General features: G+C 71.1%; 27 protein-coding genes. 22 read left to right on the forward strand and 5 right to left on the reverse strand.

Annotated features, from left to right (window positions below; genetic code table 11):
• The first annotated feature begins 30 nt into the window (after positions 1 to 30).
• The 5 genes from ACTIE5_RS22675 (at position 31) to ACTIE5_RS22695 (ending at position 5567) form a co-directional block, all read left to right on the forward strand.
• Positions 31 to 2217: a hypothetical protein gene (locus ACTIE5_RS22675; RefSeq protein ID WP_439551994.1), complete on the forward strand. Its 2187-nt coding sequence runs from the start codon at positions 31 to 33 to the stop codon at positions 2215 to 2217.
• Between the two features lie 2 nt (positions 2218 to 2219).
• Complete coding sequence (locus ACTIE5_RS22680; RefSeq protein WP_439551995.1) at positions 2220 to 2912, forward strand: glutathione S-transferase family protein; 693 nt, start codon at positions 2220 to 2222, stop codon at positions 2910 to 2912.
• Positions 2913 to 3022: 110 nt separating this feature from the next.
• Positions 3023 to 3583 (forward strand): cytochrome P460 family protein, encoded by a 561-nt coding sequence (locus ACTIE5_RS22685; RefSeq protein ID WP_439551996.1) that lies wholly within the window; start codon positions 3023 to 3025, stop codon positions 3581 to 3583.
• A 139-nt stretch (positions 3584 to 3722) separates the two neighbouring features.
• Positions 3723 to 4379, forward strand: coding sequence for a DUF1028 domain-containing protein (locus ACTIE5_RS22690; protein ID WP_439551997.1), 657 nt, complete (start codon positions 3723 to 3725; stop codon positions 4377 to 4379).
• Between the two features lie 12 nt (positions 4380 to 4391).
• A complete protein-coding gene (locus ACTIE5_RS22695) occupies positions 4392 to 5567 on the forward strand; it encodes a M20 aminoacylase family protein (RefSeq protein ID WP_439551998.1) in 1176 nt (391 codons plus the stop codon).
• Here the strand turns inward: ACTIE5_RS22695 and ACTIE5_RS22700 are convergent, their stop codons facing one another.
• Entirely contained in the window at positions 5568 to 7298 is a 1731-nt protein-coding gene (locus ACTIE5_RS22700) for a cation:proton antiporter (protein WP_439551999.1), read from the reverse strand.
• Between the two features lie 76 nt (positions 7299 to 7374).
• Between ACTIE5_RS22700 and ACTIE5_RS22705 the strand changes: the two genes are divergently transcribed.
• Together ACTIE5_RS22705 and ACTIE5_RS22710 are read left to right on the forward strand one after the other, a co-directional pair.
• Positions 7375 to 8184 carry an alpha/beta fold hydrolase gene (locus tag ACTIE5_RS22705; protein ID WP_439552000.1) on the forward strand — a complete coding sequence of 270 codons (810 nt, stop codon included), beginning with the start codon at positions 7375 to 7377 and terminating at the stop codon, positions 8182 to 8184.
• A complete protein-coding gene (locus ACTIE5_RS22710) occupies positions 8181 to 8903 on the forward strand; it encodes an SDR family oxidoreductase (protein WP_439552001.1) in 723 nt (240 codons plus the stop codon). Before ACTIE5_RS22705 ends, ACTIE5_RS22710 begins: the two co-directional genes overlap by 4 nt.
• A 42-nt stretch (positions 8904 to 8945) precedes the next feature.
• Here ACTIE5_RS22710 and ACTIE5_RS22715 read toward each other — a convergent pair whose 3' ends face one another.
• Complete coding sequence (locus ACTIE5_RS22715; protein ID WP_439552002.1) at positions 8946 to 9806, reverse strand: TauD/TfdA dioxygenase family protein; 861 nt, start codon at positions 9804 to 9806, stop codon at positions 8946 to 8948.
• Between the two features lie 241 nt (positions 9807 to 10047).
• Here ACTIE5_RS22715 and ACTIE5_RS22720 point away from each other — a divergent pair, with 241 nt between their 5' ends.
• The 11 genes from ACTIE5_RS22720 (at position 10048) to ychF (ending at position 16986) form a co-directional block, all read left to right on the forward strand.
• Positions 10048 to 10194 (forward strand): hypothetical protein, encoded by a 147-nt coding sequence (locus ACTIE5_RS22720; RefSeq protein ID WP_439552003.1) that lies wholly within the window; start codon positions 10048 to 10050, stop codon positions 10192 to 10194.
• The gene (locus ACTIE5_RS22725; RefSeq protein WP_439552004.1) at positions 10191 to 10313 is read left to right on the forward strand and encodes a hypothetical protein; all 123 of its coding nucleotides are present in this window, start codon (positions 10191 to 10193) and stop codon (positions 10311 to 10313) included. Before ACTIE5_RS22720 ends, ACTIE5_RS22725 begins: the two co-directional genes overlap by 4 nt.
• A 62-nt stretch (positions 10314 to 10375) precedes the next feature.
• Positions 10376 to 11536, forward strand: a complete 1161-nt coding sequence (locus tag ACTIE5_RS22730) for a YeeE/YedE family protein (protein ID WP_439552005.1) — start codon at positions 10376 to 10378, stop codon at positions 11534 to 11536.
• Positions 11537 to 11616: 80 nt separating this feature from the next.
• Complete coding sequence (locus ACTIE5_RS22735; RefSeq protein ID WP_439552006.1) at positions 11617 to 11910, forward strand: c-type cytochrome; 294 nt, start codon at positions 11617 to 11619, stop codon at positions 11908 to 11910.
• An 11-nt stretch (positions 11911 to 11921) separates the two neighbouring features.
• Positions 11922 to 13193, forward strand: a complete 1272-nt coding sequence (locus ACTIE5_RS22740) for an FCSD flavin-binding domain-containing protein (protein ID WP_439552007.1) — start codon at positions 11922 to 11924, stop codon at positions 13191 to 13193.
• Positions 13193 to 13630, forward strand: coding sequence for a thiosulfate oxidation carrier protein SoxY (locus ACTIE5_RS22745; protein ID WP_439552008.1), 438 nt, complete (start codon positions 13193 to 13195; stop codon positions 13628 to 13630). Before ACTIE5_RS22740 ends, ACTIE5_RS22745 begins: the two co-directional genes overlap by 1 nt.
• Complete coding sequence (locus ACTIE5_RS22750) at positions 13627 to 13950, forward strand: thiosulfate oxidation carrier complex protein SoxZ (protein WP_439552009.1); 324 nt, start codon at positions 13627 to 13629, stop codon at positions 13948 to 13950. The genes ACTIE5_RS22745 and ACTIE5_RS22750 overlap by 4 nt, the downstream gene beginning before the upstream one ends.
• A gap of 135 nt (positions 13951 to 14085) precedes the next feature.
• Positions 14086 to 14775, forward strand: a complete 690-nt coding sequence (locus tag ACTIE5_RS22755; protein WP_439552010.1) for a 50S ribosomal protein L25/general stress protein Ctc — start codon at positions 14086 to 14088, stop codon at positions 14773 to 14775.
• A gap of 27 nt (positions 14776 to 14802) precedes the next feature.
• Positions 14803 to 15411 (forward strand): aminoacyl-tRNA hydrolase, encoded by a 609-nt coding sequence (pth, locus tag ACTIE5_RS22760; RefSeq protein ID WP_439552011.1) that lies wholly within the window; start codon positions 14803 to 14805, stop codon positions 15409 to 15411.
• A gap of 5 nt (positions 15412 to 15416) precedes the next feature.
• Positions 15417 to 15887, forward strand: a complete 471-nt coding sequence (locus ACTIE5_RS22765) for a hypothetical protein (protein WP_092955420.1) — start codon at positions 15417 to 15419, stop codon at positions 15885 to 15887.
• A 4-nt stretch (positions 15888 to 15891) separates the two neighbouring features.
• Entirely contained in the window at positions 15892 to 16986 is a 1095-nt protein-coding gene (gene ychF / locus ACTIE5_RS22770; RefSeq protein ID WP_439552012.1) for a redox-regulated ATPase YchF, read from the forward strand.
• 149 nt (positions 16987 to 17135) lie between these two features.
• Here the strand turns inward: ychF and ACTIE5_RS22775 are convergent, their stop codons facing one another.
• On the reverse strand, positions 17136 to 19160 hold the full coding sequence (locus tag ACTIE5_RS22775; RefSeq protein ID WP_439552013.1) for a M3 family metallopeptidase: 2025 nt from the start codon (positions 19158 to 19160) through the stop codon (positions 17136 to 17138).
• A 102-nt stretch (positions 19161 to 19262) separates the two neighbouring features.
• On the opposite strand from ACTIE5_RS22775, the gene ACTIE5_RS22780 reads away from it, so the two are divergent.
• Positions 19263 to 20435, forward strand: coding sequence for a cobalamin-independent methionine synthase II family protein (locus tag ACTIE5_RS22780; protein WP_439552014.1), 1173 nt, complete (start codon positions 19263 to 19265; stop codon positions 20433 to 20435).
• 88 nt (positions 20436 to 20523) lie between these two features.
• Here ACTIE5_RS22780 and ACTIE5_RS22785 read toward each other — a convergent pair whose 3' ends face one another.
• Both ACTIE5_RS22785 and ACTIE5_RS22790 read right to left on the reverse strand, forming a co-directional pair.
• Positions 20524 to 20949 carry a GlcG/HbpS family heme-binding protein gene (locus tag ACTIE5_RS22785; protein ID WP_439552015.1) on the reverse strand — a complete coding sequence of 142 codons (426 nt, stop codon included), beginning with the start codon at positions 20947 to 20949 and terminating at the stop codon, positions 20524 to 20526.
• A gap of 11 nt (positions 20950 to 20960) precedes the next feature.
• Entirely contained in the window at positions 20961 to 22925 is a 1965-nt protein-coding gene (locus ACTIE5_RS22790) for an FAD-dependent oxidoreductase (protein ID WP_439552016.1), read from the reverse strand.
• Between the two features lie 124 nt (positions 22926 to 23049).
• Here ACTIE5_RS22790 and ACTIE5_RS22795 point away from each other — a divergent pair, with 124 nt between their 5' ends.
• The 3 genes from ACTIE5_RS22795 to ACTIE5_RS22805 are packed head-to-tail and all read left to right on the forward strand — an operon-like array spanning position 23050 to position 26045.
• Positions 23050 to 23526: a tripartite tricarboxylate transporter TctB family protein gene (locus ACTIE5_RS22795; protein WP_439552017.1), complete on the forward strand. Its 477-nt coding sequence runs from the start codon at positions 23050 to 23052 to the stop codon at positions 23524 to 23526.
• A gap of 3 nt (positions 23527 to 23529) precedes the next feature.
• On the forward strand, positions 23530 to 25026 hold the full coding sequence (locus ACTIE5_RS22800) for a tripartite tricarboxylate transporter permease (protein WP_439552018.1): 1497 nt from the start codon (positions 23530 to 23532) through the stop codon (positions 25024 to 25026).
• Positions 25023 to 26045 carry a Bug family tripartite tricarboxylate transporter substrate binding protein gene (locus ACTIE5_RS22805; RefSeq protein ID WP_439552019.1) on the forward strand — a complete coding sequence of 341 codons (1023 nt, stop codon included), beginning with the start codon at positions 25023 to 25025 and terminating at the stop codon, positions 26043 to 26045. The genes ACTIE5_RS22800 and ACTIE5_RS22805 overlap by 4 nt, the downstream gene beginning before the upstream one ends.
• Positions 26046 to 26047: the final 2 nt, after the last annotated feature.

Consider the following 26047-nt stretch of genomic DNA (forward strand, 5'->3'; position numbering starts at 1 on the left):
CCTGATGTGTCACCTGGCATGCCCCCTGGGATGTCCCCTGGCCTGCCGGCCCGCGACGGGCGGCATTTCGCGTTGGCCTTCGCCGCCGCGTCGCTGGCGGCGATCGGGGCCATGGCGCTGCTGCCCGCCCCCAGCGCGCCACGCCCGGCCCGCTTCGTGGAAGCGCCGCCATCGCCGGCCGATCGCGCCGCCGCCACGCTGGAACGCGCCTCCGCCGCCCGGCCGATGGATGCGGAGGCGCTGCGCCGCCTGGCCGACCAGCTGCGGGCCACCCACCGGCCCCTGCAACTCGCCATCGCGCTGGAACGGCTGCATGCGCTGACCGGGGAACCCGCGCCGCTGCGGGAGGCGATGGAGCTGCGCACGGACCTCGGTGACCAGGCGGCAGCGCGGGCGGCGCTGGACCGGCTTTCCGCCATCGGCGCGACGACGGAGGCGGAGGCGCTGCGCCTGGCGGCGCTGCGGATCGAGGGCGGCGACGCCGCCGGCGCGGTATCCGGCCTGATGCAGGCGCTGGCGCGGCGGCCGACGCCGGAACTGGCGCTGCGCACGGTGCAGGCGGCGATGCGGCTGCCGGAGCCGGGGATCGCGCTGCGGGCGCTGGGCGCCGCGCTGTTCCAGGGGGCGCCAGACCTGCTGGAGGCGCTACGCCGCGTGCTGATGGGCGATGCGCGCCCCGATCTGGCGCTGATGCTGCTGGAAGGCCTGCCCCTGCCCGCGCAGGCCGATCCCGCCACCGCCTTCGCCCTGGCGCAGGCGGAAGCGCGGGCGGGCTGGGGGGGCGCGGCGCTGGCGCGGCTGCTGGCGCTGCGCGCGACCGATGGCCTGCCCGCCGGCGCCGGCGCGCTGCTGGTGGACCTCGCGCTGCGGGAGGGCAGGCTGGACGAGGCCTTCGAGGTCGCGGCCCTGCTGCCCGCGGAAGCCTGGCCCGCCACCCTGCCGGGCCGGCTGGCGGAAGCCGCGCGGCTGGCGCAGCGGCCGGAGCTGCTGCGCCGGATCGACCCGCAGCGCCTGGCATCCCGCCCCGAGATGGCGGCGCAGGTCGCGCTGGCGCGCGGCGACCGGGTGGCGGCCAGGCGGCTGGCGGAACTCGCGGCGGGGCGCCCGCCGAATACCATCGAAGGCGCGCGCGGCCTGGCGCTGGTGCTGCGCGATGCCGGGCAGGACCAGGCAACCTGGGACCGGCTGCGGCGTGACCTGCAGGGCCCTCGCCCCGATCCTGGCGCGTTGAGGTTGTTCGCCGAACTGTCGATGACGCCGGCGCGCAGCGGCCCGGGACTGGCGCTGCTGGAGCGCCACCGCGCGGATGGCCCGGCGGCCGGGGAGGCCTGGCTGCGCCTGGCCCTGGCGGAGGAACGGGGCGAGGAGGCCGCGCGCTTCCTGGCGGATGGCGGACCGGCCGGGGGTTCTCCCGTCGGCGCCGGCGCGCTGGTCGAAGCGCTGTCCCAGGCGGCGCGGCGGCGCGACGCCGGCCTGGCCGATGCCGCCGCGGCGGCGCTGCGGTCCCGCCGCGAATGGCCGGATGGCTGGACGGCGGAGGAAGCGCGGGTGACGGCGGCGCTGGCCCGGCCACTCGGCACCGGCAGCCTTGGCCTCGCGCTCGACATGCTGGACTGGGCGTCGGAGCAGGAGGCGCGCAACCGCATCGTGCTGCTGCTGGCCGCGGCGCCGGAGATTGGCGCCATCGCGGCGCAGCTGTCCCAGGTGGCGCAGCACCCCGCGCTGCGACGGCTGCGGCGGGAGGCGGAGGCGGCGGGTGCCCAAGGCGCGGTGAGCGAGGGCACCACGGCCCGGCTGGCACTGCTGGCGGTGCTGTCGCCGCGCGATGCGGCGCCCTTGCTGGCCCGGCGGGCGGAGACGGAGCCGGCGCGCTTCGGCCCCGCCCAGGTGCTGGCGGTGTTCCGCGCGGATGGGCCGGCGCAGGGGGAGGCGAGCCTGCGCGCGCTGCTGCCCCGCCTGGCCCGCCCGCAGCAGGAAAGCACGCTGTTCCTGCTGCTGGGCGCGGCGCCGGCGGAGGCCCGGCCGCTGCTGGCGCGGGTGGCGGATGAGGTACTGGGCGCCGGCTGGCGCCCGCGCTTCGAGGCGCTGCTGGCGCGGCAGGGAAGGCGGGCGGAGCTGGTGGCGGCGCTGCGTGCCCGTGCCGCGATGCCGGGCGAGGACCGGCGGGAGATCGCCCGGCGCCTGGCCGAACTGGGCGAGAGCGATACGGGAGAATGATCATGGGCATCATGTTGTACGAACTGGCGGGCGCCGATCCGGCGCGGCGCTTCAGCCCCTATTGCTGGCGCACGCGCTACGCGCTGGCGGCGAAGGGCCTGGACTTCGAGGGCGTGCCCTGGCGCTTCACGGACACCGACGCGATCCGCGCGCATGGGGCCGACAAGGTGCCGGTGCTGGTCGATGGCGGCCGCGCGGTGGCCGATAGCTGGGCGATCGCGGAATACCTGGAGGATACCTACCCCGACCGGCCGAGCCTGTTCGGCGGCGATGCGGGCCGGGCGCTGGCGCGCTTCGTCAATGCCTTCGCCGATGCCGTGGTGGTGCCGGGCATCGCGCGGCTGGTGGTGGCGGACATCCTCCCGGTGCTGGACGCCAAGGACCAGGCCTATTTCCGCGGAAGCCGGGAGAAGCGCTTCGGCATGACGCTGGAAGCGGCGCAGGGGGACCGGGATGTCCGGGTGGAGGCGTTCCGGCAGTCCCTGCACCCGCTGCGGATGGTGCTGCGGGCGCAGCCCTTCCTGGGGGGAAGCGCGCCGCTCTATGCCGACGCCATCGTCATGGGGTGCTTCCAATGGGCACGCTGCGTCAGCGCGTTCCAACTGCTGGCCTCCGACGATCCGGTGGAGGCCTGGCGGCAGCGGATGCTGGACCTGCATGGCGGCATGGCGCGCAAGGTGCCCGCCTTCGATTGAGGACCTTCGATTAAGGGCCTTCGACCAAGGGATGAAATAAAGAAGATTGGCAGCGCCCCCCGCGCCATGGCCTGATGCGTGGCATCAACCGGGCTCGGGGAGAGCGGTCCATGCGGGTTTCCATGCTGGCGGGCGCCGTGGCGCTGACGCTTTCCCCCTTGGGACTTCTCGCCGTAGGGGCGGCCGCGCAGCCGAGGGCGCCCTACACGCCCGGGCCCCACAACATCGAATTGCCGGCGGATTGGCAAAGCCGCTTCATCCGCTACGCGACGGTGGACAAGGCGGACCGCAAGATCATCCGGCACATGTATGTGAACCCCGAAGCCTATGCGGCGACGCGGGCCGGGCAGCCGGCGCCGATGGGCACGCTGCTCATCATGGCGGATACGCGCGCGCGGCTGGATGCGCAGGGCAACCCGCTGCTGGACACCTCCGGCCGCTTCATCCCGGAACCCGGCTGGATCGCACTCGGCGTGCAGCAGAAGGAGGCCGGCTGGGGCGAGGGCTATGGGCCCGACCAGCGCAACGGGAACTGGGAATACGCGGCCTTCGACGGCGCGGGCGCGCGGCGCAACGTATCGATGAATTCGTGCTTCGGCTGCCATCTGGGTGCGCGGGCGCAGCAGGATTTCACCTTCACCTATTGGGACCATGCGGTGGCGCGGCGCTGAGCGCGCCGCGCGCACGCCGTTACTTTTTCGGCCACGACGTGGCCCCGCGCACAGCGCACCCTTGCCGGCGGGCGCCACAGCGCGTAGGCGCGAAGGCAAGCGGCCGGAGGCCGCGCCCGCCGTCTGAGGGCTTCAATTTATGACCTTTTCGTTGATCGGGCGCTGCGCGCGCACGGGGCAGTTCGGGGCCGCGGCCACGACATCGTCGCTGGCCGTGGGGGCGCGCGTGCATGCCGTCGCGCCAGGGGTGGGGGCGGTGCTGACGCAGCACCGGACGGACCCTCGGCTTGGCCCGCGCGGGATCGGGCTGCTGCGGTCCGGATGCTCGGCCGAGCAGACCATCGCGGCGCTCGTTGCCTCGACGCCGGATCACCAATGGCGGCAGCTGGCGGCGATCGATGCCGCGGGGCGTACGGCGCATTTCCATGGCGCGCGGGTGAAGCCGGAACATGGCGCGGCGCATGCGCAGGATGTCGTCGCCATCGGGAACATATTGTCGTCGAGCCGCGTGCCCGATGCGATGGCGGCGGCCTTTGCGGCGGAGCCTGGATTGCCACTGGCCGAACGGCTGATCCGCGGGCTGGAAGCCGGGGAGGCGGCGGGTGGCGAGCATGGCGCGGTGCGATCCGCCAGCCTGCTGGTCTTCGGCGACCATGATTTCGCGCTGGTGGACCTCCGCGCCGATGGCCATGACCAGCCCATCCCCGCGCTGCGCGCGCTGTGGGAGGAATATGCGCCCGTGGTCGATGCCTATGTCGTCCGCGTGATCGATCCCGACAACGCCATCGCCCTCTAGGGAAATTCTGCCATGCCCGTCATCAACCGCATCGCCGATTTGCAGCCCGAGATGGAGGTCTGGCGCCGCGACCTGCACGAATACCCGGAGTTGCGGTTCGAGGAGCAGCGGACGGCGCAGCAGGTGGCGAAGCTGCTGGCGTCCTGGGGGATCGAGGTGCACACCAACATCGCCAAAACAGGCGTGGTCGGTGTGCTGCGCGGCACCGGCCATTCAGGCCGCACCATCGGGCTGCGGGCGGACATGGACGCGCTGCCGATGACGGAGGCGACGGGGCTTCCCTATGCCTCCAAATCTCCGGGCCGGATGCATGCCTGCGGGCATGACGGACACACGACGATGCTGCTGGGCGCGGCGAAATACCTGGCAGAGACGCGCAACTTCGACGGCACGGTGCATTTCATCTTCCAGCCCGCGGAGGAAGGCGGCGCCGGCGCCAAGGTGATGATGGATGAGGGCCTGTTCGCCCGCTTCCCCTGCGATACTGTCTATGGCGTGCACAACGACCCGTCGCTGCCGCTGGGCGAGGCCGATGTGCGGGACGACGTGATGATGGCGGCGAGCGACATCTTCTTCATCACCGTGCGCGGCAAGGGCGGCCATGCCGCGCGGCCGCATGGGGGCATCGATCCCATCGTGGTGGGCGCGCATATCGTCGCCGCGCTGCAGACCATCGTCGCGCGGCGGGTAGACCCGCTGGAAGCGGCGGTGATCTCCACCACGCAGTTCCATGCCGGCACGGCCACCAACATCATCCCGGACGAGGCGCAGCTCTGCGGCACGGTGCGGACCTTGAAGGCCGAGGTGCAGGACCTGATCGAGGCCTCGATGCGCCGGGTGGTGGAGGCGACGGCGGCGGCGCATGACGCGGTGGCGGAATTCACCTACCAGCGCGGCTATCCCGCCACGGTCAACCACGCGGACCAGGCGCGCCGGGCGGCGCGGGCGGCGGCGAGCGTGCTGGGGGATGGCAAGGTGCGGCGCGACATGCCACCGGTGATGGGCGGCGAGGATTTCTCCTTCATGCTGCTGGACCGGCCGGGGGCGTATCTCAAGCTCGGCCAGGCGGCGGGGGCAAAGGGGTCGGCGCCGGTGCATACGGTGCAATACGACTTCAACGACGATCTGCTGCCGGTCGGCGCCAGCTACTTCGCGACGCTGGTGGAGCAGGAGATGCCGCGGGGGTAGTCAGCCGGCGGCGATGTCCTCCATCGCCCGGCGACGCAACACATCGACGGTGGCCTGCGCCGTGCTGGCGGCGACGCCGAGGCTCTGCATGGCGTAGTCCGCCATGCCGAGCGCGGTCTCCCGTTCCCCCATCAGCACCAGGCCGGTACCGGCGAGTTCCGCCTCCAGCCAGGTGGCTTCCTCATCCGTGTGGGTGCGGACCACGGCGGGGATGGCGGGATTGGCGGCGCGGGCCAGGCGGAGCACCTCCCTCGCCTGGGGGGCGTCGGGCAGGGCGACGATGACCAGGCGGGCGCGTTCGGGGGCGGCGGCGTGGAAGACCTCCTCCCGCGTCGCATCGCCCCAGATGGCCGGGATGCCCTGGGCGATCAGGCGTTCGGCGCCGGCACGGTCCTCCTCCACCACGATCAGCGGCAGATGGTGGCGGCGGAGGGCGGCGATGACGAGGCTGCCGACGCGGCCGGAGCCCACGATGACGGCGTGATTCTCGAGCACCGGCCAGGGAAGTTGCGGCGGCAGGGCCTGGGCGGGGCCGGGCGCGCGGGCCAGGCGCTGCTCCAGCCAGGGGGCCAGCGCCTCCGCCCCCTTCAGCAGCAAGGGGGTGGCGATGATACTGCCGACCGCGGCGACCAGGATGGGACCGCGCACGCCATCCGGCAGCAGGCCCTGGCGGATCGCGACCTCCGTCAGCAGGAAGGAGAATTCGCCGATCTGCGCGATGCCAGCGGCGACGACCAGCGCGATGCGCGGCGGCACGCGGAAGGCCAGCATCACCGCCAGCGCGCCGCCGCCGATGCCGGCCAGGACCGCGACCAGCGCCGCGGCGGCGGCCAGCGGTTCGGCGGCCACCACGTTCATGTCCAGCAGCAGGCCGACGGAGACGAAGAAGATGGCGGAGAAGATGCGCGCCAGCGGCGTCGCCTCCGCCGCCGCCTGGTGGCCGACATCGCTTTCGCCGAGCACGATGCCGGCGAAGAAGGCGCCCAGCGCGAAGGAGACACCGAAGAGCGAGGAGGCCAGCACCGCGACTCCCAGCGCCGCGGCCAGCACGGCGAGGGTGAACAACTCCCGCGACCCGCCGCGCGCCACGCGCACCAGCGCCCAGGGCAGCGCCCGCCGGCCGGCCAGCACCATCACCAGCGCGAAGGCGATGAGGGAGGCCGCAGCCTTGCCGATGTCGAAGGCCAGCGCCTGGCCATCCCCGCCGCCCGCCAGCGCGGGCAGAAGCACCAGGGCGAAGACCACCACCAGGTCCTGCATCACCAGCCAGCCGAGCGCGAGGCGCCCCGGCGCGCCGCCGAGCTTGCCGCGTTCCTCCAGCGCCTTGGTGGCAACGGCGGTGGAGGAGATGGCCAGCGCGAGGCCGAAGGCGAGCGAGGCCCCCGGCGAGAGGCCGAGCAGCCCCTGCCCCACCAGCGAACCGAGCCCCAAGGCGAGGGCGATCTGCAACACCGCCCCCGGCACCGCGACCCGCCACACCGCCAGCAGATCGGCCGGCTTGAAATGCAGGCCGACGCCGAACAGCAGCAGCGCGACGCCGATCTCCGCCATGGCGGCAACCATGCCGCGCTCCGCCAGCGATCCCGGCAGCCAGGGGCCGATGACCATGCCGGCGGCGATGTAGCCGATCAGCGCGGGCATCCGCAGCAGGCGCGCGCCACTGCCGAGGATGAAGGCCAACAGGATGCAGGCGACGATGGTCGCCAGCATGGGGTCGGGTCCGTGGGGCATGGTGCCAGCATAGCGGAGGGCCGCGGCGCTGGCATGCCCGTTGCGGCCGGGGCGGCGGCTTGCCACGATGGGCGGGATGCGCGCGCCCGACCCCTTCGACCTGATCTACGCCCGAGGCTCCATGCTGGCCTGGGACCCGCCCGCGCCCCGGCCCGGCGCCCCCGCGCTGCTGCTGCTGCACGGCGCGGCCTGCGGCCCCTGGGTCTGGGCGGAGGGCTTCGGCGCCAGGCTGTCGCAGGCCGGCTTCCGCGCCTTCGCCCCGGGCTTCAACCGCGGCACGGTGCAGCGCCCGGCGGGCATCGCGGATTTCGCGGATGATGCGCGGGCGGCGATCGCGGCGATCCGCCAACCCGTCGTGATCGTCGGCCATTCGCTGGGCGGCCTGGTCGCGCAGCGGTTGCTGGCGGAGCCGGGCGTAGCCGGTATCGCGCTGCTGGCGCCGGCGCCGCCGGAAGGCCTGGCCTGGGCCAATTGGCGGCTTGCCATGGCGGACCCGCCGCTGTGGCGGGCGGTGGCGCGGATGACGGAGCCGGGCGCGGGCCTGGCCCATGCCGCCCTGCTGAAGCGCGCCCTGTTCAGCGCCGCGATGCCGGAGGCGCTGGCTTTGCGGCACCTGGCGCGCATGGGCGCCGAAAGCCGCAGCGCGCTGCTGGAAGCGCAGGCGCCGCAGCCCGTGCCGCCGGCCTGGGGGGTGGGCAAGCCCGCCGTGATCTATGGCGCGCGGCGGGACCCGCTGGTGCCGCCCGACGCCGTGGTGCGCACCGCCGCCTGGCACGCCGCGCCCTTCGCCCTGCTGGATGGCATGGCGCATGCGATGATGCTCGATTGGGGCTGGGAGAGCCTGGCGGACCGTCTGCTGGCCTGGGTGGAGGAAAGCTGGAAATGAGCGACGCGGTCCTGATCACCGGCGGCTCCGGCGGCATAGGCCGCGCCATCGCGCGCCGGGCTGTGGAGGCGGGGCTTTCGGTCGTGAACCTCGACATGCGGGCGCCCGACACCCTCCTGCCGCGCGAGAGCTTTTTCGAGTGCGACTTCGGCGACCTTGCCGCCGCCCGCGCCGTGCTGGCGGAAGCCGCGGCCAAGCACGCGCCGCTGCGCCTGGTGAACAATGTCGGCGTGGTGAAGCCCGCCAGCATCGAGGAGACGACGCCGGAAGATCTGGCGACGGTGATGGACGTGAACCTGCGCAGCGCGCTGCTGGCGGCGCAGGCGCTGCTGCCGGCCATGCGGGCCGCGCGCTTCGGGCGCATCGTCAACATCGCGTCCCGCGCCGCGCTGGGGAAGGAACTGCGCAGCGCCTACGGGGCGAGCAAGGCGGGGCTGATCGGCCTGGCACGGACCTGGGCGCTGGAACTGGCGGCCGATGGCATCACGGTGAACGCCATCGGGCCCGGGCCCATCGCGACGGAACTGTTCCGCCGCGCCAACCCCGACAACAGCCCCCGCACGCGCGCGATCATCGATGGAGTGCCGGTGAAACGGCTCGGCACGCCGGAGGATGTGGCGCATGGCGTCCACTTCTTCCTGGATGAGCGCGCGGGCTTCGTGACGGGGCAGGTGCTGTATGTGTGCGGGGGAATGACGGTGGGGCTGGCGCCGGTCTGAGGATGCCGGGGAAGGCTCTGGCGCGGGGGTCCCCCCGCCAGCCTACCCAGCCGACACCCAGGGCGTGGCCAAATCCGCCGGTCCCAGCGGCCGGCTGCCGCGCACCATCGTCCGGTGCAGCCGCCACGCCGCGGGGAAGGCCGCGCGGTGCAGGACGGCGCGGTTGTCCCACACCACCAGGTCACCCCCCCTCCAGCGATGGCGCAGCGTGATGGCGGGGTCCGTCGCCGCGGCCAGCAGGCGGTGCAGCAGCGCAGCGCCCTCGGCCTCCGGCAACCCGCGCACCCGCGCCGTCGTGTCATGGTCCAACACCAGGGCGCGGCGGCCGGTGGCGGGGTCGATCCGCACCAGCGGATGCACCACCGGGGCCAGGCCGGCGGCGCGGCCGCGGGGATGGGCGTGCTCCACCGCCAGATACTCGATCCGCTCCCGCAGGTGCGGGTCGAGCCGCGCATAGGCCGCGACCTGGGAGGCGAAGGCGATGACGCCGCCCTCAGCGGGAATCGCCGCGGCGAAGAGCGCGGAATAGCGGCTGGGCTCCGTCGACCACGTCATGTGCGCATGCCACTGGGCGTGGCGGTCATCGGGCTCGTCCTGCTCCAGCACCACCTCCGGCACACCCGGCAAAGCGAGGCGGGAGAGCGGGTGGCGGGACAGCGTGCCGAGGCGGGCGGTGAAGGCCACCTGCTGCACGGGGTCCAGCACCTGGCCGCGCAGCACCACAACCCCATGCGCCTCCAGCGCCTGGCGCAGAGCGGCGGCACCGCCCTCATCCAGGTCGCGCGTCACGTCGAGGCCGAGGATCTCCACCCCGAAGGCCGGGTGCAGCGGCCGCGATTCAAGGCCGAGGGCGGACAGGGCGGCGGGGCGGGCGGGCAGGATGGCGGTGGGGATGGAGGACATGGGGGCGGTGTTCCGGGCAGGCTGAGGCGGGATGGCGGCGGGGTGGGCTCGGTCGGAGCGTCAACACCCCTGGCGGATCGCGTCCCTTCGGGCCGGCATGAAAAAACTCTCATTTTGCGTGAAATTTGGATACACCCATTCCGCATCGCGAGTCCACCATTCCGCACCGTCTGATCTGATAAAAACAACCCAACATCGCGCATAACTTGATGCGTCGATTGAAATCGTGGAATATGCGGGGATGGCTCGATCACCCCGACAGGTCTCTCCTTTGGCCGACCGCATGGCGCTATTCCTGGAAGGGCCTGGCGCGCTGGCCTTGCGGGCCCTGCTGGTACTGGGCGCCACCGCGGCCACGCTGGTGGCGCTGGGGCTGATCCGGCCGTGACCCAGGCAGCCGCCATCACGGCCGCCGCCATGCTGGGCTGGCTGGTTGCCATCCTCCTCGCCGCCCCGCCGCTGGAGCATGAGGCGGAGGCGCTGCTGGCCGCGACGGTGGTCCTGTAGGCGGCGCTTCCGTTACGGCGGCGCTGCCCCTATCTCGCGCCAAACCGGGGAGGGCTGGGGCCGTGGTGCAGGTGGCGGGGGCGGCGCTGCTGGTGGCGGGTGGCGGGGCCTGGCTGGCGCAGGAGGATGGCTGGCGGCAGGGCGCGCTCTGGCTGCTGGGGGCGGCGTTGGGCCTGGTGCTGTTCCAGGCGAGCTTCGGCTTCGCCGGCGCCTTCCGGCGGTTGCTGGCCGAAGGGCGCGGCGCGGGGCTGCGGGCGCAGATGGTGCTGCTGGCCGTGGCGACGCTGCTGATGCTGCCGGCGATCGAGGCAGGCAGCCTGTTCGGCGCCCCCGTCCGGGGCTTCGTCTTCCCCACCGGCGTCGCGCTGCTGCTGGGGGCCTTCCTGTTCGGCATCGGGATGCAGGTCGGCGGCGGCTGCGCCTCCGGCACGCTCTACACCGCGGCGGGCGGCCAGGGTGCGCGCATGTGGATCACGCTGGCGGCCTTCATCGCGGGGGCGACGCTGGCAGCCTGGCAGTATGAGGCGTGGTTGGCATGGCCTTCCCTGGCGCCGCTGTCCCTGCCTGGGGCGCTCGGCCTGTGGCCGGCGGTCGGGATCAGCCTGGCGGTCTTCGCGCTGGTCTGGGCGGCGTCCCGCGCCATCGAGAAAGCCCGCCATGGCGCGGTGGAACCGATGGCGTGGCGGGCGGAAGGGCCCTTCCCCGCCGTGCTGTGGCGCGGGCCCTGGCCGATGGCCTGGGGGGCGGTGGGGCTGGCGGTCCTGTCGGTGGCGACGCTGTGGCTGGCGGGACGGCCCTGGGCCATCACGGCGGCCTTTCCGCTGTGGGGTTCGAAGGCGGTGGAGGCGCTGGGCTGGGACGACCCCGCCTTCTGGCCCTTCTGGGAGGATCCGACCCGGACGGAGGCACTGCTGAGGCCGCTGCTGGCGGACCGGACGACGCTGATGGATCTCGGCCTGATGGCCGGCGCCTTCCTGGCGGCGGCGCTGGCGGGGCGGGCGGGCGGGTGGCGCTGGCCTCAGGCGAGGGAGGCAGTGGCCTCGATCCTCGGGGGCCTGCTGCTGGGGGTGGGGGCGGTGATGGCATCGGGCTGCAACATCAGCGCCTATCTCGGGGGCATCGCCTCCGGCAGCCTGCATGGCTGGGTGTGGATCGGGCCGGCGCTGCTGGGCAATGCGGTGGGGCTGCGGCTGCGGCCCCTGTTCGGCCTGGGTCGTTCGTGATTCGGCGGATTTGACATCGGCAATTCGTGCATTGTAGCAACCACCCCGGAACGACGCCGAATGTCGCCGGGGAAAGAACCATGATCCGCATCACACTGGCCGCCGCCGCGCTGGCGGCAGGGCTGCCTCTGGCCGAGGCGCGCGCGCAGGCGCCGCTGGTGGCGGAAGGCTGCATCGGCTGCCACGGGCCGAACGGCGCGGGCATGGGCGGCGTGCCGGCCCTGGCGGGGCGGGACCGGGCGGAGCTGGTGGCGCTGATGGCAGCCTTCCGGGCGAATGAGCGGCCCGCGACCATCATGGGCCGCATCGCCCGCGGCTATACGGATGCCGAGATCGCCGCCGCCGCCGACCATTTCGCCCGCCTGCCGCGCTGAGGATGCCCGCCATGACCCTCTCTCGCCGTGCGCTGCTGGGCGCCGCCGCGCTTCTCGCCACCCCGTCCCTGTCCCGCGCCCAGGGCCAGGCCAGGCTGCTGGTGGTGGGGGGCGGCTTCGGCGGTGCCTCCGCCGCGGCCTTCGCCCGCCGCCGCTACCCCGACCTGGCGGTGACGCTGGTGGAGCCGAAGACACGCTTCGTCACCTGCCCCTATGGCAACCTCGTCATCGGCGGTGTCCGGCAGATGGGTGACATCACCCATGGCTATGACGGGCTGCGGGCCAAGGGTGTCCGCGTGGTGCATGACTGGGCCACGGGGATCGACGCTGCCGCGAAGCGCGTGCGGCTCGGCGGCGGTGAGACGCTGGCCTATGACCGGCTGATCCTGTCCCCCGGCATCGCGCTGCGCTGGGGGGCGCTGGAGGGCTATGACGAGGCCGCGGCCGAACGCCTGCCCCATGCCTGGGTCCCCGGCGACGGCGCCCAGACCCTGCTGCTGCGCCGGCAACTGGAAGAAATGCCGGATGGCGGCGTGGTGGGGATGGCCATCCCCGGCAACCCCTTCCGCTGCCCGCCGGGCCCCTACGAGCGCATCAGCATGATCGCGGCCTACCTGAAGCGCCACAAGCCGCGGTCGAAGATCCTCGCGCTGGATGCCAAGGACGCCTTCAGCAAGCAGGGGCTGTTCCAGGATGGGTGGAACGCCCTCTATCCCGGCATGATCGAATGGGTGCCGGCCAACCGCGATGGCCGCGTGACGCGGGTGGATGCGGCGGAGCGGGTGCTGGAGACGGAATTCGGCACCCGCCACAAGGTGGACGTCGCCAACGTCATCCCGCCGCAATCGGCAGCGCGCATCGCGATCGAGGCCGGGCTGGCGGATGCTTCCGGCTGGGTGCCGGTGAACCCCGTGACCTTCGAAAGCCGCGTCGCGCCGGGCATCCATGTGGTGGGGGATGCGAACATCCCCGGCCCCATGCCGAAATCCGGCTACATCGCGAACAGCACCGCCAAGCAGGCGGTGGCGAGCGCGGTGGCGTCGCTGCGGGGCGAAGCGCCGCCCCAGGCCCTTTACTACAACACCTGCTACAGCCATGTGGGCGAGGATTACGGCATCTCCATCGTCGGCATCTTCCGCCCCAATGCGGAAGGCACCGCGATCGTGGAGGTGCCGAATTCCGGCGGCGTCTCCCCCCGCGGCGACCTGCCGGAGCAGCGGCGGCTGGAGGCGACCTATGCCGACAGCTGGTATGACAGCATCACGAGGGACATGTTCGGCTGATGACCCCTGCCCTCTCTCGCCGCGCCGCCCTTGGCCTGGTGCTGCTCGCGCTGCCCGGCGGCGCGTGGGCGCAGGAGGATGCGGTGGCGGCCGCGATCCGCGACCAGGTGGGCGACACCCCGGCGACCGAGGGCGGCATCACGCTGCGCGCGCCGCCAGTGGCGGAGAATGGCGGCCAGGTGCCGGTGACGGTGCTGGTGGACAGCCCGCAGACGGTGGAATCCCACGTGACCGCCATCCATGTCTTCGCCACCCGCAACCCGACGCCGGGGGTCGCAAGCTTCCGCCTGACGCCCCTGATGGCGCGGGCGGAGGTGCAGACGCGCATCCGCGTGGCGGAGGACCAGCGCATCATCGCCGTGGCGAGCATGAGCGACGGCACGGTGCGGCAGACAGCGGCGGAACTGCGCGTGACCACCGGGGGGTGCCTCTCGTGACACTCGCCACGCCCCGCATCCGCGTCCCCCGCAGCGCCCGCGTGGGCGAGGCGGTTGAGATCCGCGCCCTGATGGAACACCCGATGGAGACGGGGCTGCGGCATGAGGGCGGACGCCCGGCACCGCGGGACATGCTGCAAAGGCTGACCGTTTCCGTGAACGGGGCGCTGGCCTTCCAGGCGGAGTTCCGCAACGGGACCTCCGCCAACCCCTACCACGTGTTCTTCCTGCGCCTGGACCGGACCAGCGAACTGGTCTTCACCTGGACGGATGAGCAGGGGCGGAGCGCGCGGGCGCAGGCCAGGGTCACGGTGGGGTAAAAGCGGGGGGCTGAACCCGGCCCGCAAGGCCGGTTTCTGCCGCCGAGCCTTGCATCCGACCCCTTCATCCGCTAGGCGTTCCACCGCGTCGGCACCCCTGGAGGCCGGCGCTTTTCTTTTCAAAGGAGCCTGGCAATGGTCCAGACAGTTCGGATCGAGGCCGTGGCGCGCGAGCACGCAGGTAAGGGGGCAGCACGCGCGACCCGCCGTTCGGGGCTTGTCCCCGGTGTCGTCTATGGCGCCAAGCAGGAGGCGACGCTCGTGTCGCTCGACCCGCGCGACGTCATGAAGGAACTGACCAAGGGTGGCTGGCAGTCGCACCTCTATGAGGTTGCGGTGAAGGACGGCCCGACGGAGCGCACGATCATGCGCGACGTGCAGTTCGACCCGGTGACCGACCGCCCCATCCATGTCGATTTCCAGCGCGTCGCCCCCGGCGCCCGTATCCGCGTGCGCGTCCCCGTGACGTTCCTGCACGAGGATGTCTCCCCCGGCATCAAGGCCGGCGGCGTGCTGAACGTCGTCCGTCGCGAGATCGAGGTGATGGCCGAGATCGACAAGGTCCCGGACCACTTCCAGATCGACCTGGCCGCCGCCAAGGTGGGCGAGAGCCTGCGCTGGTCCGCGATCAAGGACAATTTCGGCGCCCGCCCGGTGATCATCGGCCGCGACTTCGTGGTCGCCACGGTTGCCGCGCCGACGACCGATGAGTCCCTGATGCCCGTCGCCGCGCCGGCGCCGGACCCCAAGGCCAAGGGCAAGGGCGGCAAGGCCGCCCCCGCCAAGGCTGCCGCGGCCCCGGCCGCGCCCGCCAAGAAGAAGTAAGACCCGACCGGGCCCGCCCCGCCAGCGATGGCGAGGCGGGCCCTGCTGGTGGAGGATGTCGTGGCGCTGTTGTGGGTTGGCCTCGGGAATCCGGGGCAGGAACACGCGAAGCAGCGCCACAACATCGGCTTCATGGCGATGGATGCCATCGCCCGCCGCCACGGCTTTTCCGCCTGGCGCAAGCGCTTCAAGGGATTGGTGGCCGAAGGCGCCATCGGCGGCACCAAGGTGCTGGCCCTGAAGCCCGAGACCTACATGAATGCCAGCGGCGATTCCGTGCAGCAGGCCGCCGCCTTCCTGAAGCTGGCGCCCTCCGACGTTTGGGCCTTCCATGACGAGTTGGACCTGGCGCCAGGCAAGGTGCGGGTGAAGAAGGGCGGCGGTGCCGCCGGCCATAACGGGCTTCGCGACATGCAGCGCGCCTTCGGCAGCCCGGATTTCTGGCGCGTTCGCCTCGGCATCGGGCATCCCGGCCACAAGGACCGCGTGCATGGCCATGTGCTCGGCAATTTCGCCAAGGTCGATACCTGGGTGGAGCCGCTGCTGGACGCGGTCGCCGATGCCGCGCCGCTGCTGGCCGGGGCCAAGGCCGAGGATTTCATGACGCGCGTGGCGCTGCTGACTCAACAGGGATAGGCGCGATGGAAAACGACGAAGCCATGTTCGGCGGCGATTTCGGCGGCCCGGGGCCGGAGGATTTCGCCAATGGCGCCGCGGCGCTGGCCGCGGGGCTGATCCGCGAAGCGCAGGCGCTGGCCCAGGCTGCGGCCGCGCTGCGCGCCACGGGCAACCCCAACCCGCCAGGCGTGGCCGCGGCGGAGCCGATTTCCGATGTCCGCCGCCTCCGGATGGTGCTGCACACCGCCGGTGAGGCCGCTTTGCGCGCCGCGCTCGCCCTGGATGCGGCGGCGCTGCTGGCGGAGAATCGCAGCCCGCAGGAACACGCCATCCGCATCGCCGATGCCGCCAAGCGCGTCGGCCTGCCGGCGGGGACGCTGGCGCCGCTGCTGCGCTCCGCGGCACTCGATTTCCGCACCGACGACGCGGCGGCGCGCATCGCCGCCTCCACCCTGGCCGCCGATCTCTGCGCGCTGCTTTCTCAGGAATCCTGATCCCATGGGCTTCAATTGCGGCATCGTCGGCCTGCCCAATGTCGGCAAGTCCACCCTGTTCAACGCGCTGACGGCCACCGCCAGCGCCCAGGCCGCGAACTATCCCTTCTGCACGATCGAGCCGAATGTGGGCCGCGTGGCGGTGCCGGATCCGCGGCTCGGCACGCTGGCGAAGATCGGCAAATCGCAGAAGATCATCCCGACCAGCCTGGAATTCGTGGACATCGCCGGCCTGGTCCGCGGTGCCTCCAAGGGCGAGGGCCTGGGCAACCAGTTCCTGGCGAACATCCGGGAGGTGGATGCGATCGTCCATGTGCTGCGCTGCTTCGAGGATGACGACATCACGCATGTCGAGGGCAGCGTCGATCCGGTGCGGGATGCGGAGACGGTCGAGACGGAGCTGATGCTCGCCGACCTCGACAGCCTGGAGAAGCGCGTCATCGGGTTGCAGAAGCGCGCGCGCGGCGGCGACAAGGAAGCGACGGCGCAGGTGACGCTGATCGAGCCGATCCTGGCGGCGCTGCAGGAAGGCCGCCCGGCGCGGACAGCGATCCCGAAGGGTGAGGAGGAGGCGGTGCGTCGCCTCCAGCTCATGACCTCCAAGCCCGTGCTGTACGTGTGCAATGTGGAGGAAGCCTCCGCCGCCACCGGCAACGCCTTCAGCGCGCGGGTGTTCGAGATGGCGAAGGCGCAGGGGGCCAAGGCCGTCATCGTCTCCGCCGCCATCGAGGCCGAGATCAGCCAGATGGCGGATGCGGACCGGGCGGAGTTTCTGGAGTCGCTTGGGCTGCCCGACAGTGGGCTCGATCGCATCATCCGCGCGGGGTACGAGCTGCTGGGGCTGATCACCTATTTCACGGTGGGGCCGAAGGAGACGCGGGCCTGGACGATCATCCGCGGCACCAAGGGGCCGGGCGCGGCGGGCGTTATCCATGGGGATTTCGAGCGCGGCTTCATCGCGGCGGAGACCACGGCCTATGACGACTATGTCTCGCTGGGTGGCGAGCAGGGCGCCAAGGAAGCCGGGAAGATGCGCGTCGAGGGCAAGGAATACGTGGTGAAGGACGGCGACGTCCTGCTGTTCCGGTTCAACGTATAGCCTGTTGCCCGGGGGAAACGCCGTTTCCCCCGTACCCCCTTTGCCAAGGGCCCCATTGTTCCCATTGGGGGCCCTTGGAACCCTCGTTTTGACGACGGTCCAGGGGCGGTTCGCCCCTGGCAGGGGGTGAAGGGGGACGGCGTCCCCCTTCAGGCCGCGAGCCCCCGCTTCCTGAGCAGCGCATCCACCGCCGGCTTGCGCCCCCGGAACCCCACATAGAGTTCCATCGGGTCCCGCGTATCCCCCGCCTCGAACACCGCCTTCAGCCGCGCGGCGAGATCGGCGTGGAAGGGATCGCCCGCTTCCTCGAAGGCTTCGAAGCCGTCGGCGTCCAGCACTTCCGCCCAGAGGTAGAAATAGTACCCCGCCGCGTAGCCGCCGCCGGCAAACAGGTGCCCGAAATGGATGGGCCGGTGGCGGAGCCCGATCGCTTCCGGCATGTCGATCCCGCGCAGGAAATCGCTTTCGAAGGCGGCGAGGTCGAGCGTTTCCGGTGCCGCCACGCGGTGCAGCGCCAGGTCGATGAGGGCGGAGGAGACGTATTCGACCGTCGCGAAGCCCTGGCCCTCATTCCGCGCGGCGAGCAGCTTCTGGAGTAGCGCCTCAGGCAAAGGCTCGCCCGTTTCGACATGGCGCGCGTAGCGGCGCAGCACGTCGGGGACGCTCAGCCAGTTCTCCATCACCTGCGACGGGAATTCGACGAAATCGCCGAGCACGGCGGTGCCGGATTGCGAGGGGTAGCGGGCAGTCGAAAGCAGACCGTGCAGCGCGTGGCCGAACTCATGAAACAGGGTGCGCGCATCGTCGAAGGACAGCAGCGTAGGCGATGCCTTCGCCACGTTGTTGTTGTTGACGATGATGGGGGAAACGCGCCCATCCAGCGCATCGGCCACGCGGAAGCTGCTCATCCAGGCGCCGGACCGCTTGCCGGCGCGCGCGAAATTGTCGAGCAGGAAGACGCCGCGATGCGTGCCATCCGTGTCCGTTACCTCGAAGGCGCGGACATCGGGGTGGTAGCGCGGGATGTCGGCGCGTTCCTCGAAGCGGATGCCGAAGAGGCGCTGCGCCGTGTCGAAGACCGCGGCCAGCATGGCGTCGAGCGCGAAATAGGGCTTGAGGGCGCCGGCATCGATATCGTGCTTTGCCTGGCGGGCGCGTTCGGCCCAGAAGCGCCAGTCCCAGGCCTCGATGGGCTCGTTGTGGCCGGCGGCGCGGGCGAGCGCGGCCAGTTCCTCACGCTCCGCCGCCGCACGGGCCTTGGCGGGCTCCCAGGCCGCGCGCAGCAGGCCCTCGGCGGCTTCGGGAGTGCGGGCCATGGTGTCCACCAGCCGGTATTCCGCGAAATCGGCATGGCCGAGCAGGCGGGCGCGTTCCGCCCGCAGGGCCAGGATTTCCCGCACCAGGGACGCATTGTCGCGGTCGGGATGCAGGGCGCCGCGGGCGACCCAGGCGCGCCACGCCTTTTCGCGTAGCGCGCGTTCCGTCGAGAAGGTCAGGAAGGGCTCGACGGAGGACCGCGCGAGGGTGATGACATAGCCCTCCGCGCCGCGTTCCTTCGCGGCCTCCCGCGCGGCCTCGACCAGGCTCGTGGGCAGGCCGCCGAGCTCGTCCGGGGTCAGCACCATCTGCCAGTCATTCTCGTCCGCCAGCACGTTCTGCCCGAAGCTGGTGTGCAGCGTGGCGAGGCGGGTGGAGAGTTCCGTCAACCGGTCGCGCGTCGCCAGGTCCAGCGCCGCGCCGGCCCGCACCAGGCCCTGGTAGCGGCGGGCGAGCAGGCGCTTCTGGTCGGGGGCGAGGGCGAGGCTGTCGATCCGCGCATGCAGCGCTGCGACGCGGCCGAAGATGCCGGGGTCCAGCGCGATGGCGGATCGGTGGCGCGCGAGCTTCGGCGCCCAGTCCCGCTCCACCGCCTGCAACTCCAGCGTGGCCTGGCTGAGAGTGAGGTTGAAGAAGACGGAGGCGATCCGCGTCAGCATCCCGCCGGCGCGTTCCAGCGCCTCCATCGTATTGGCGAAGTCGGGCGGCGCGGGGTTGTCGCCGATGGCGGCGACTTCCGTCAGATGGGCTGCCAGCGCGGCCTCGAAGGCCGGCGCGAAATGCTCGGCCCGGATGAGGTCGAAGGGCGGGACGCCGAAGGGGGTGGTCCAGGGGCGGAGGAGCGGGTTCTCGGTCATGCCCTAAGTTGTGGGGTGCCGGCCCGTACCGGTCCAGGCCTACTCGACAGGATCGCGCGATCCGCTAGCGTCCTGCACAAGCACCCGGGACGGAACGTGACCATGCAGCGCAGCGAAACCCGCATCCTGACCACCCATACCGGCAGCCTGCCCCGACCGGCGGCGCTGACGAAGCTCTATGCGCGGCGCGTGCGCGGCGAAGCGGTGGACCCCGCGGCGATCGAGGCGGAGGGGCGCGCGGCGCTTGCCGGCATCATCCCGAAGCAGATCGAAAGCGGGCTCGACATCATCAACAATGGCGAGCAGCAGCGGGAAAGCTTCGTGCTGTATCTCCGCCATCGCCTCAGCGGGCTCGGCGACAGCAGCAGCCGCACGGGCTGGGCGGACCTCGATGCCTATCCCGACTACAAGGCGCAGTTGAAGGAGTTGGCGAGCAAGCAGGAAGCCGTGACCAACACGGATTTCCTGCCTGCCGCGATCGGGGAGGTCCGGTACCTCGACCCCGCCGCGGTCAACGATGAATGCACGGATTTCCGGACCGCGCTGGCGGCGCATTCCGGCAGCTATGCGGAAGCCTTCCTGACCGCGCCATCGCCCGGCATCATCGGGTCCATCGTGCAGAACCGGCATTATGCGACGGAGGAAGCCTACCTCGCGGCGCTCGGCGATGCGCTGAAGGTCGAATACGAGGCGATCGTCGCGCAGGGCTTCCTGCTGCAGCTGGATTGCCCGGATTTGGCGCTGGAGCGGCATTGTTCCTATCGCGACCGGCCGCTGTCCGACTTTCTTCAGTTCTGCGAGCGCGTGGTAACCGCCATCAACCGCGCCATCGCGGGCATCCCGCGGGACCGCGTGCGGCTGCATGTGTGCTGGGGCAATTACGAGGGCCCGCACGACCATGACGTGCCGCTGGAGGATATCCTGCCCATCGTCACGCAGGCCAATGTCGGCGGATTCGTGCTGCCCTTCGCCAACCCGCGCCACGCGCATGAATACAAGATCTTCGAACGCAAGCCGCTGGCGGAGGACCAGATCCTCGTCGCCGGCGTTCTCGACACCACCACCAACTTCATCGAGCACCCGGAGGTGATCGCGGACCGGATCGAGCGCGTGGTGCGGGTGATGGGCGACCCGCGGCGCGTGCAGGCGGGCACGGATTGCGGCTTCGATACTTCCGCGGGGCGCGGCCGCGTGGCGAATGACGTGGTCTGGGCGAAGCTGAAATCGATGCGTCAGGGGGCGGAGATGGCCTCCGCCCGGCTGTTCAGGAACTGATCGCGATGTGCTGGTTCTGCATGGGCCCCGACGCGCAGCTGGGCTTTCACGCCGAGATCGTCGAGGAGGACGAGGAGGAGGCGCCGGTTCAGGAAACCGGCGCGCCCACCGCCTCCAGCCCCGCGCGCGCCACTTCCATGTCATCGGAATAGTGGCCGCCGGAGACGCCGATGGCACCGATCATCTGGCCCTCCTCCATCACGGGGTAGCCGCCGCCGAAGATGACCAGGCGCGGCGTGTGGGTGATGCCGTGCAGCAGCGGCGGGTCGTTCTTGATGAAGTCCCACCAGACATGCGTAGCGATGCCGAAGGAGGACGCCGTCCAGGCCTTGTCCTGCGCGATCTGGATGGCGAGGTGCGCGGCGCCGTCCATGGCGTGGAAGGCCTTGAGCTGCCCGCATTCATTCACCACGGCGATGCACATCGCCTTCTTCAATTCACGCGATTTCGCGATGGCGGCCTCGATCATCCGCTGCGCGGTGTCGCCATCGATGCTGCGCTTGATGATGGACATCGGATTTTCCTCTACACCGCCCGCGCGGCGATCTGAGCTTCGACGAGCGCCACCGCCACGCGGCGGGGCGCATAGGCATCGCCGACGAGGTGCGTGCGCTCCACCCCCGCCCGCTTCAGCGCCTCCACCAGCCCGTTGCGCGATTGCGCCTGGCCGATCCAGAGCAGCGCGGCGCAATCCTCCACCCAACCCTCACGCCCCGTGAGGTAGTGGCGCAGCACCACCGCGCCGCCCTCGATCCGGACCGGCGCCATGGAGGTGCGGAATTCCGCGCCGACCTTGTCGAGTTCGCGGAGCGTCGCGATGCGGGACACCATCGGCAATTCGCGGAAGGGTTCGAAGAAGCGCGTCGTCACCATCAGTTTGCCGAGTGGCGCCACGGCTTCCGCGATGGCGGCGGCCCAGTAGTAGCCATCCTCATCCATCAGCAGGATGCGACCGGGCTTGCCGCCTCGCAACGAGGCGAGGTCCCCGATGGAGGTCGGCGCAAGCACCGGCACGCTGCCATCGCCGGGCAGCGACGGCGCCACGGCCTGCGCACCCGTGGCGACGATCACGGCGTGCGGCTGCTCCGCCATGATTTTTGCCAGTGTCGCATCCTCGCCAAGGCGAATCTCGACGCCCGCGCGCTTCAACGCGCCTTCCTGGAACAGGGTGAGGTGCCGGACCTCCCCGCCCAGCGGGAAGTGGCTGGCGTCGCGGAACTTGCCGCCGAGCACGGCATCCCGTTCGAACAGCACCACGCGATGGCCGCGATCGGCGGCAGTGCGCGCGGCTTCCATCCCCGCGGGGCCACCGCCGACGACGACGACGGTGGAGCGCACGGCCTGCTTCAGCACACCGAAAAAGTGTTCCCGGCCGGCGAGCGGATTGGTGGAGCAGCCGATGGGCTCGCCGCTGGAAATCCAGTCCCAGCACTGGTTGCAGGCGATGCAGCGACGGATTTCGGCAGCACGGCCGGTGCGCGCCTTGTTCGCCCATTCGGGATCGACGATCAGCGCGCGGCATAGGCCGACCATGTCGCCATCGCCGGATGCGATGATGCTCTCCGCCTGTTCCGGCGTCTGCACGCGGGTGGATTGCACCACCACGCAATCATCACCGACCGCGCGCTTCACCGCGGCCTGGATGCCCCGATAGGATTCCTGCGGCCAGTGGCGGTCCGGCAGATGCGTGTCGATGGTGTTAAAGTTGCCCTGGCTGAGGGAGACGTAGTCGCAGAGCCCTTCACGGGCGAGACGCGCCGCGATTTCGCAGGCCTGGTCGGCATCGATGCCGCCATCCGTGAATTCCTCCACCGCCAGGCGATAGCCGATGATGGCGCGGTGGCCGATGCGGCGGCGGACGCCCTGCAGGATCTCGGTCGGGAAGCGGAGGCGATTCTCCAGGCTGCCGCCGTAGCGGTCATCGCGCTTGTTCGTGTAGGGGGAGACGAACTGGCCGATCAAATGGCCCTGCGCGCCATGCACCTCCACGCCATCGGCGCCGGTCTCCATGGCGTTGAGCGAGGCGGAGACGAAGGCTTCCACCATATCCTCCACCTCCCGCGTCGTCAGCGCATGCGGCGTGCCGCCGGAACGCGGGCACGGGATGGCGGAGGGCGCCAGCAGGGTGCCGACGCGGCGGCCGAGATGCTGGCGGCCGCCATGGTTCATCTGGAAGACGAACAGCGCCCCGGCCCTGTGCACCTGGTCCACCAGCTTCCGCAGGCCGGGAATCGGGCCACGGTCGAACAGCGGGATGGCCTGCGGGGTCACGGCATCGCCAGGATGCACGCGCGCGGCTTCGCTGACCACCACACCCGCGCCGCCTTCGGCAACGGTGCGATAGAAGGCCAGCATACGTTCACCGACGCGGTTCTGCTCCGCGAGGTTCGATGTGGTGGCCACGCGCATGACACGGTTGCGCGACGTCGCCGCGCCGATCCGCACCGGCGTGAACAGCCTTGGAAAAGCCTGAACGCGTCCGCCGTCCATGCGCCGGATGTCCTCCCGATTGGAGCTACCCTATGGCCATAAAGTTGTACGGACAAGGTAGCTTGCGCGACGCGCGCGGATCGGGCGATGCTGGCCCCTGGGAAGAAACGTCACCAGGAACGCCATGGCGCGTCTCGACGCAGCGGTCAGCCTGTTCTGGGTCATGCTCGGCATCGCGCTGTGCTGGAGTTCGATGGGGCTTGGCCTGAGCGACCCGAGCGGACCCGCATCCGGCTTCTTCCCCTTCCTCGCGGGGCTGCTGGTGCTGGGCGGGGGTGTGGGGCTGCTGGTGCGCCATGTCGTGACGGGTGGCCAGCCGGCGCCGGGGGAGGAGATAGCCCCGCAATTCTGGGAAGCGCCCGGCGCGCCCTTCCGCACCGCCGTGCTGATCGTCGTGGTCGGCGGCATGATCCTGGCCGTGCCGTATCTGGGCTTCGCGCTGGCGGGCGCGGTGGGGCTGCCCATCCTGTTCCGCGTCATCGCGCCGGAGAAGTCGTGGGTTGCCGCCATCGTCACCGGCATCATCGCCGCCGGCAGCATGCATCTTCTGTTCGCGGTCGCGCTCGGCACGCCGCTGCCGCGCGGCCCCTTGGGGTTCTGAGGCATGGATCCGATCAGCGGCCTGCTGGCGGGGTTCGAGGTCATCCTGACCTGGCAGAACATCCAGTTCATCTTCATCGGCAGCGTCATCGGCACGCTGATCGGCGTGCTGCCCGGCATCGGGCCGCTGGCCGCGCTGTCGCTGCTGCTGCCAGCGACGGTGGCGCTGCCGCCGGTGGGCGCTGTCGCGATGCTCTGCGCCATCTTCTACGGCTCGATGTATGGGGGATCGATCACATCGATCCTCGTGAACATCCCGGGGGAGGCCGCATCCGTCGTCACCTGCCTCGATGGCTATGCCATGGCGAAGCAGGGGCGGGCTGGGGCGGCGCTCGGCATGGCGGCGCTGGGGTCCTTCATCGCGGGCACGGTCGGCATCGTGGTGCTGTGCCTGGCGGCGCCGATGCTGGGCGCCTTCGCCATCCGCATGGGACCGCCGGAATACGCCGCGCTGATGCTGCTGGGCCTGGCCTGCACCATCCTGATGATTCAGGGATCGGCGCTGAAGGGCGCGATCATGATCGGCCTAGGCGCCTGGCTCGCCGCCATCGGCATGGACATCGTGACGGGCGAATTCCGCTTCACCGCGGGCAGCGTAGACCTCTCCGCGGGGATCGAGTTGCTGGCCGTGGTCATCGGCCTTTTCGGCGTGTCGGAGATCCTGCTGAACGTGGAGCAATCCGCACGCGGCATGGCGGTGAAGGCGAAGCTGTCGAATCTGTGGCCGACGCGGGCGGATTGGCGCGCATCCTGGGCGCCGATCCTGCGCGGCACGGGGCTCGGCTTCGCGATCGGGCTGCTGCCGGGCGGCGGGCCGGTCACGGCGTCATTCCTTTCCTACGCCGTGGAGCGGCGCGTCGGGAAGAATCCCGAGACCTTCGGCAAGGGAAGGATCGAGGGCGTGGCGGGGCCGGAGGCCGCGAACAACGCGGCTGTATCGTCGGGCATGATCCCGCTGCTCTCGCTCGGCATTCCCGGCAATGCGGTGACGGCGCTGCTGATGGGTGCGCTCATCATCAATGGCGTGCAGCCGGGCCCGACGATGATGATCGACCGCGCCGATGTCTTCTGGGGCGTGATCGCCAGCCTCTATATCGGCAATGTCTTCCTGCTGGTGCTGAACCTGCCGCTGGTGGGCTTGTGGGTGCAGTTGCTGCGCGTGCCCTATGCCGTGCTGTTCCCAGCCATCCTGCTGCTGGCGCTCGTCGGCACCTATTCGGCCAACCGCAACCTCTTCGACCTCTGGGTCATGCTCGGCTTCGGTGTCGTGGGCTGGGCGCTGCGCAAATTCGGCTATGAGCTGGCGCCGCTGGTGCTGGCCTTCGTGCTGGCGCCGCTGCTGGAACAGTCGCTGCGCCAATCCATGGTGATGTCGCCCGATGGGGCGATGATCTTCCTCCAGCGTCCGCTGGCCGCGGTGATGATCGCCGCTGCCGTCGGGGTTCTTCTGCTGGTCGTCTTCAAGCGCAAAACAACAACCCTTGTGGGAGGAACAACATGAGCATCACCCGACGCGGATTGATCGCCACCGGCGCCGCCTTGCCCTTCGCCGGCGCCGCGCTGGCGCAGGACACGCATCCCGCGCGCGCCGCCCTCAACGCCATCAAGCCCGCTGGCTATCCGCGGGAGCCGATCGAGATGGTCGTCGTCTATCCCGCCGGCGGCGGCATGGACATCACCGGCCGCGTCGTGCAGCGGTTCTTCGAGCGCGTGACGGGGGAGCGTTCCTTCGTCAACAACCGCACCGGCGGCGCGGGCCTGGTCGGCCACACCTGGCTGGCGACGCAGGCGCCGAGCGACGGGCATGCCATCGGCATCATCGCCAACCTGGTGATCTCCGACGCCGCGCGGTCCCAGGGCCGCTGGCAGGTCAGCGACCTCGACCACATCGCGCATCTGAACGCCGAACCGCTGAACCTGATGGTCAATGCGGAAGGCCCCTTCAAAACGGGCGGGCTGCGCGGGTTGCTGGAAGCGGCGCGGGCGCGGCCGGGGACCATCCGTGTCGCCAACGTCGTCGGCGGCTACTACGAATACCTGATCGAGCAGTTGGAACAGGCCAGCGGGTCGCGCTTCCTCAAGGTGCCGTTCCAGGGCGGTGGCCCCGGCATCACGGCGCTGCTCGGCAACAATGTGGACCTGGCCTTCGGCTTCTTCGCGGAGGTGCGCGGCCACATGCAGGGCAACCGCCTGCTGCCCGTGGCCGTCACGGGCCGCCAGCCCACCGCCTTCCTGCCGGAAACGCCGACGGTGAACAGCGTGATCGGACGGGATGACGTGAATTGGGGCGTCAGCCGCTGGATCGCGGTGCCGAAGGCGGTGCCGGCGGATCGCAAGGCCTGGCTGGCCGCGGCCTTCCGCGCCGCCGTTGCAGACCCCGCGCTGGTGGAGGAATTCCGCAACCTCGGCGCCCTGCCCGACCCGGCGCTGAACTCGCCGGCCGCGCTGAACGCCGCGGTGGCGCAGATGGCGGAAGCCGAGCGCGCCTACCTCGTCGCCTCCGGCCGGGTTCCGCGCTGACC

Source organism: Falsiroseomonas sp. (assembly GCF_051859025.1).
GTDB lineage: Bacteria > Pseudomonadota > Alphaproteobacteria > Acetobacterales > Acetobacteraceae > Falsiroseomonas.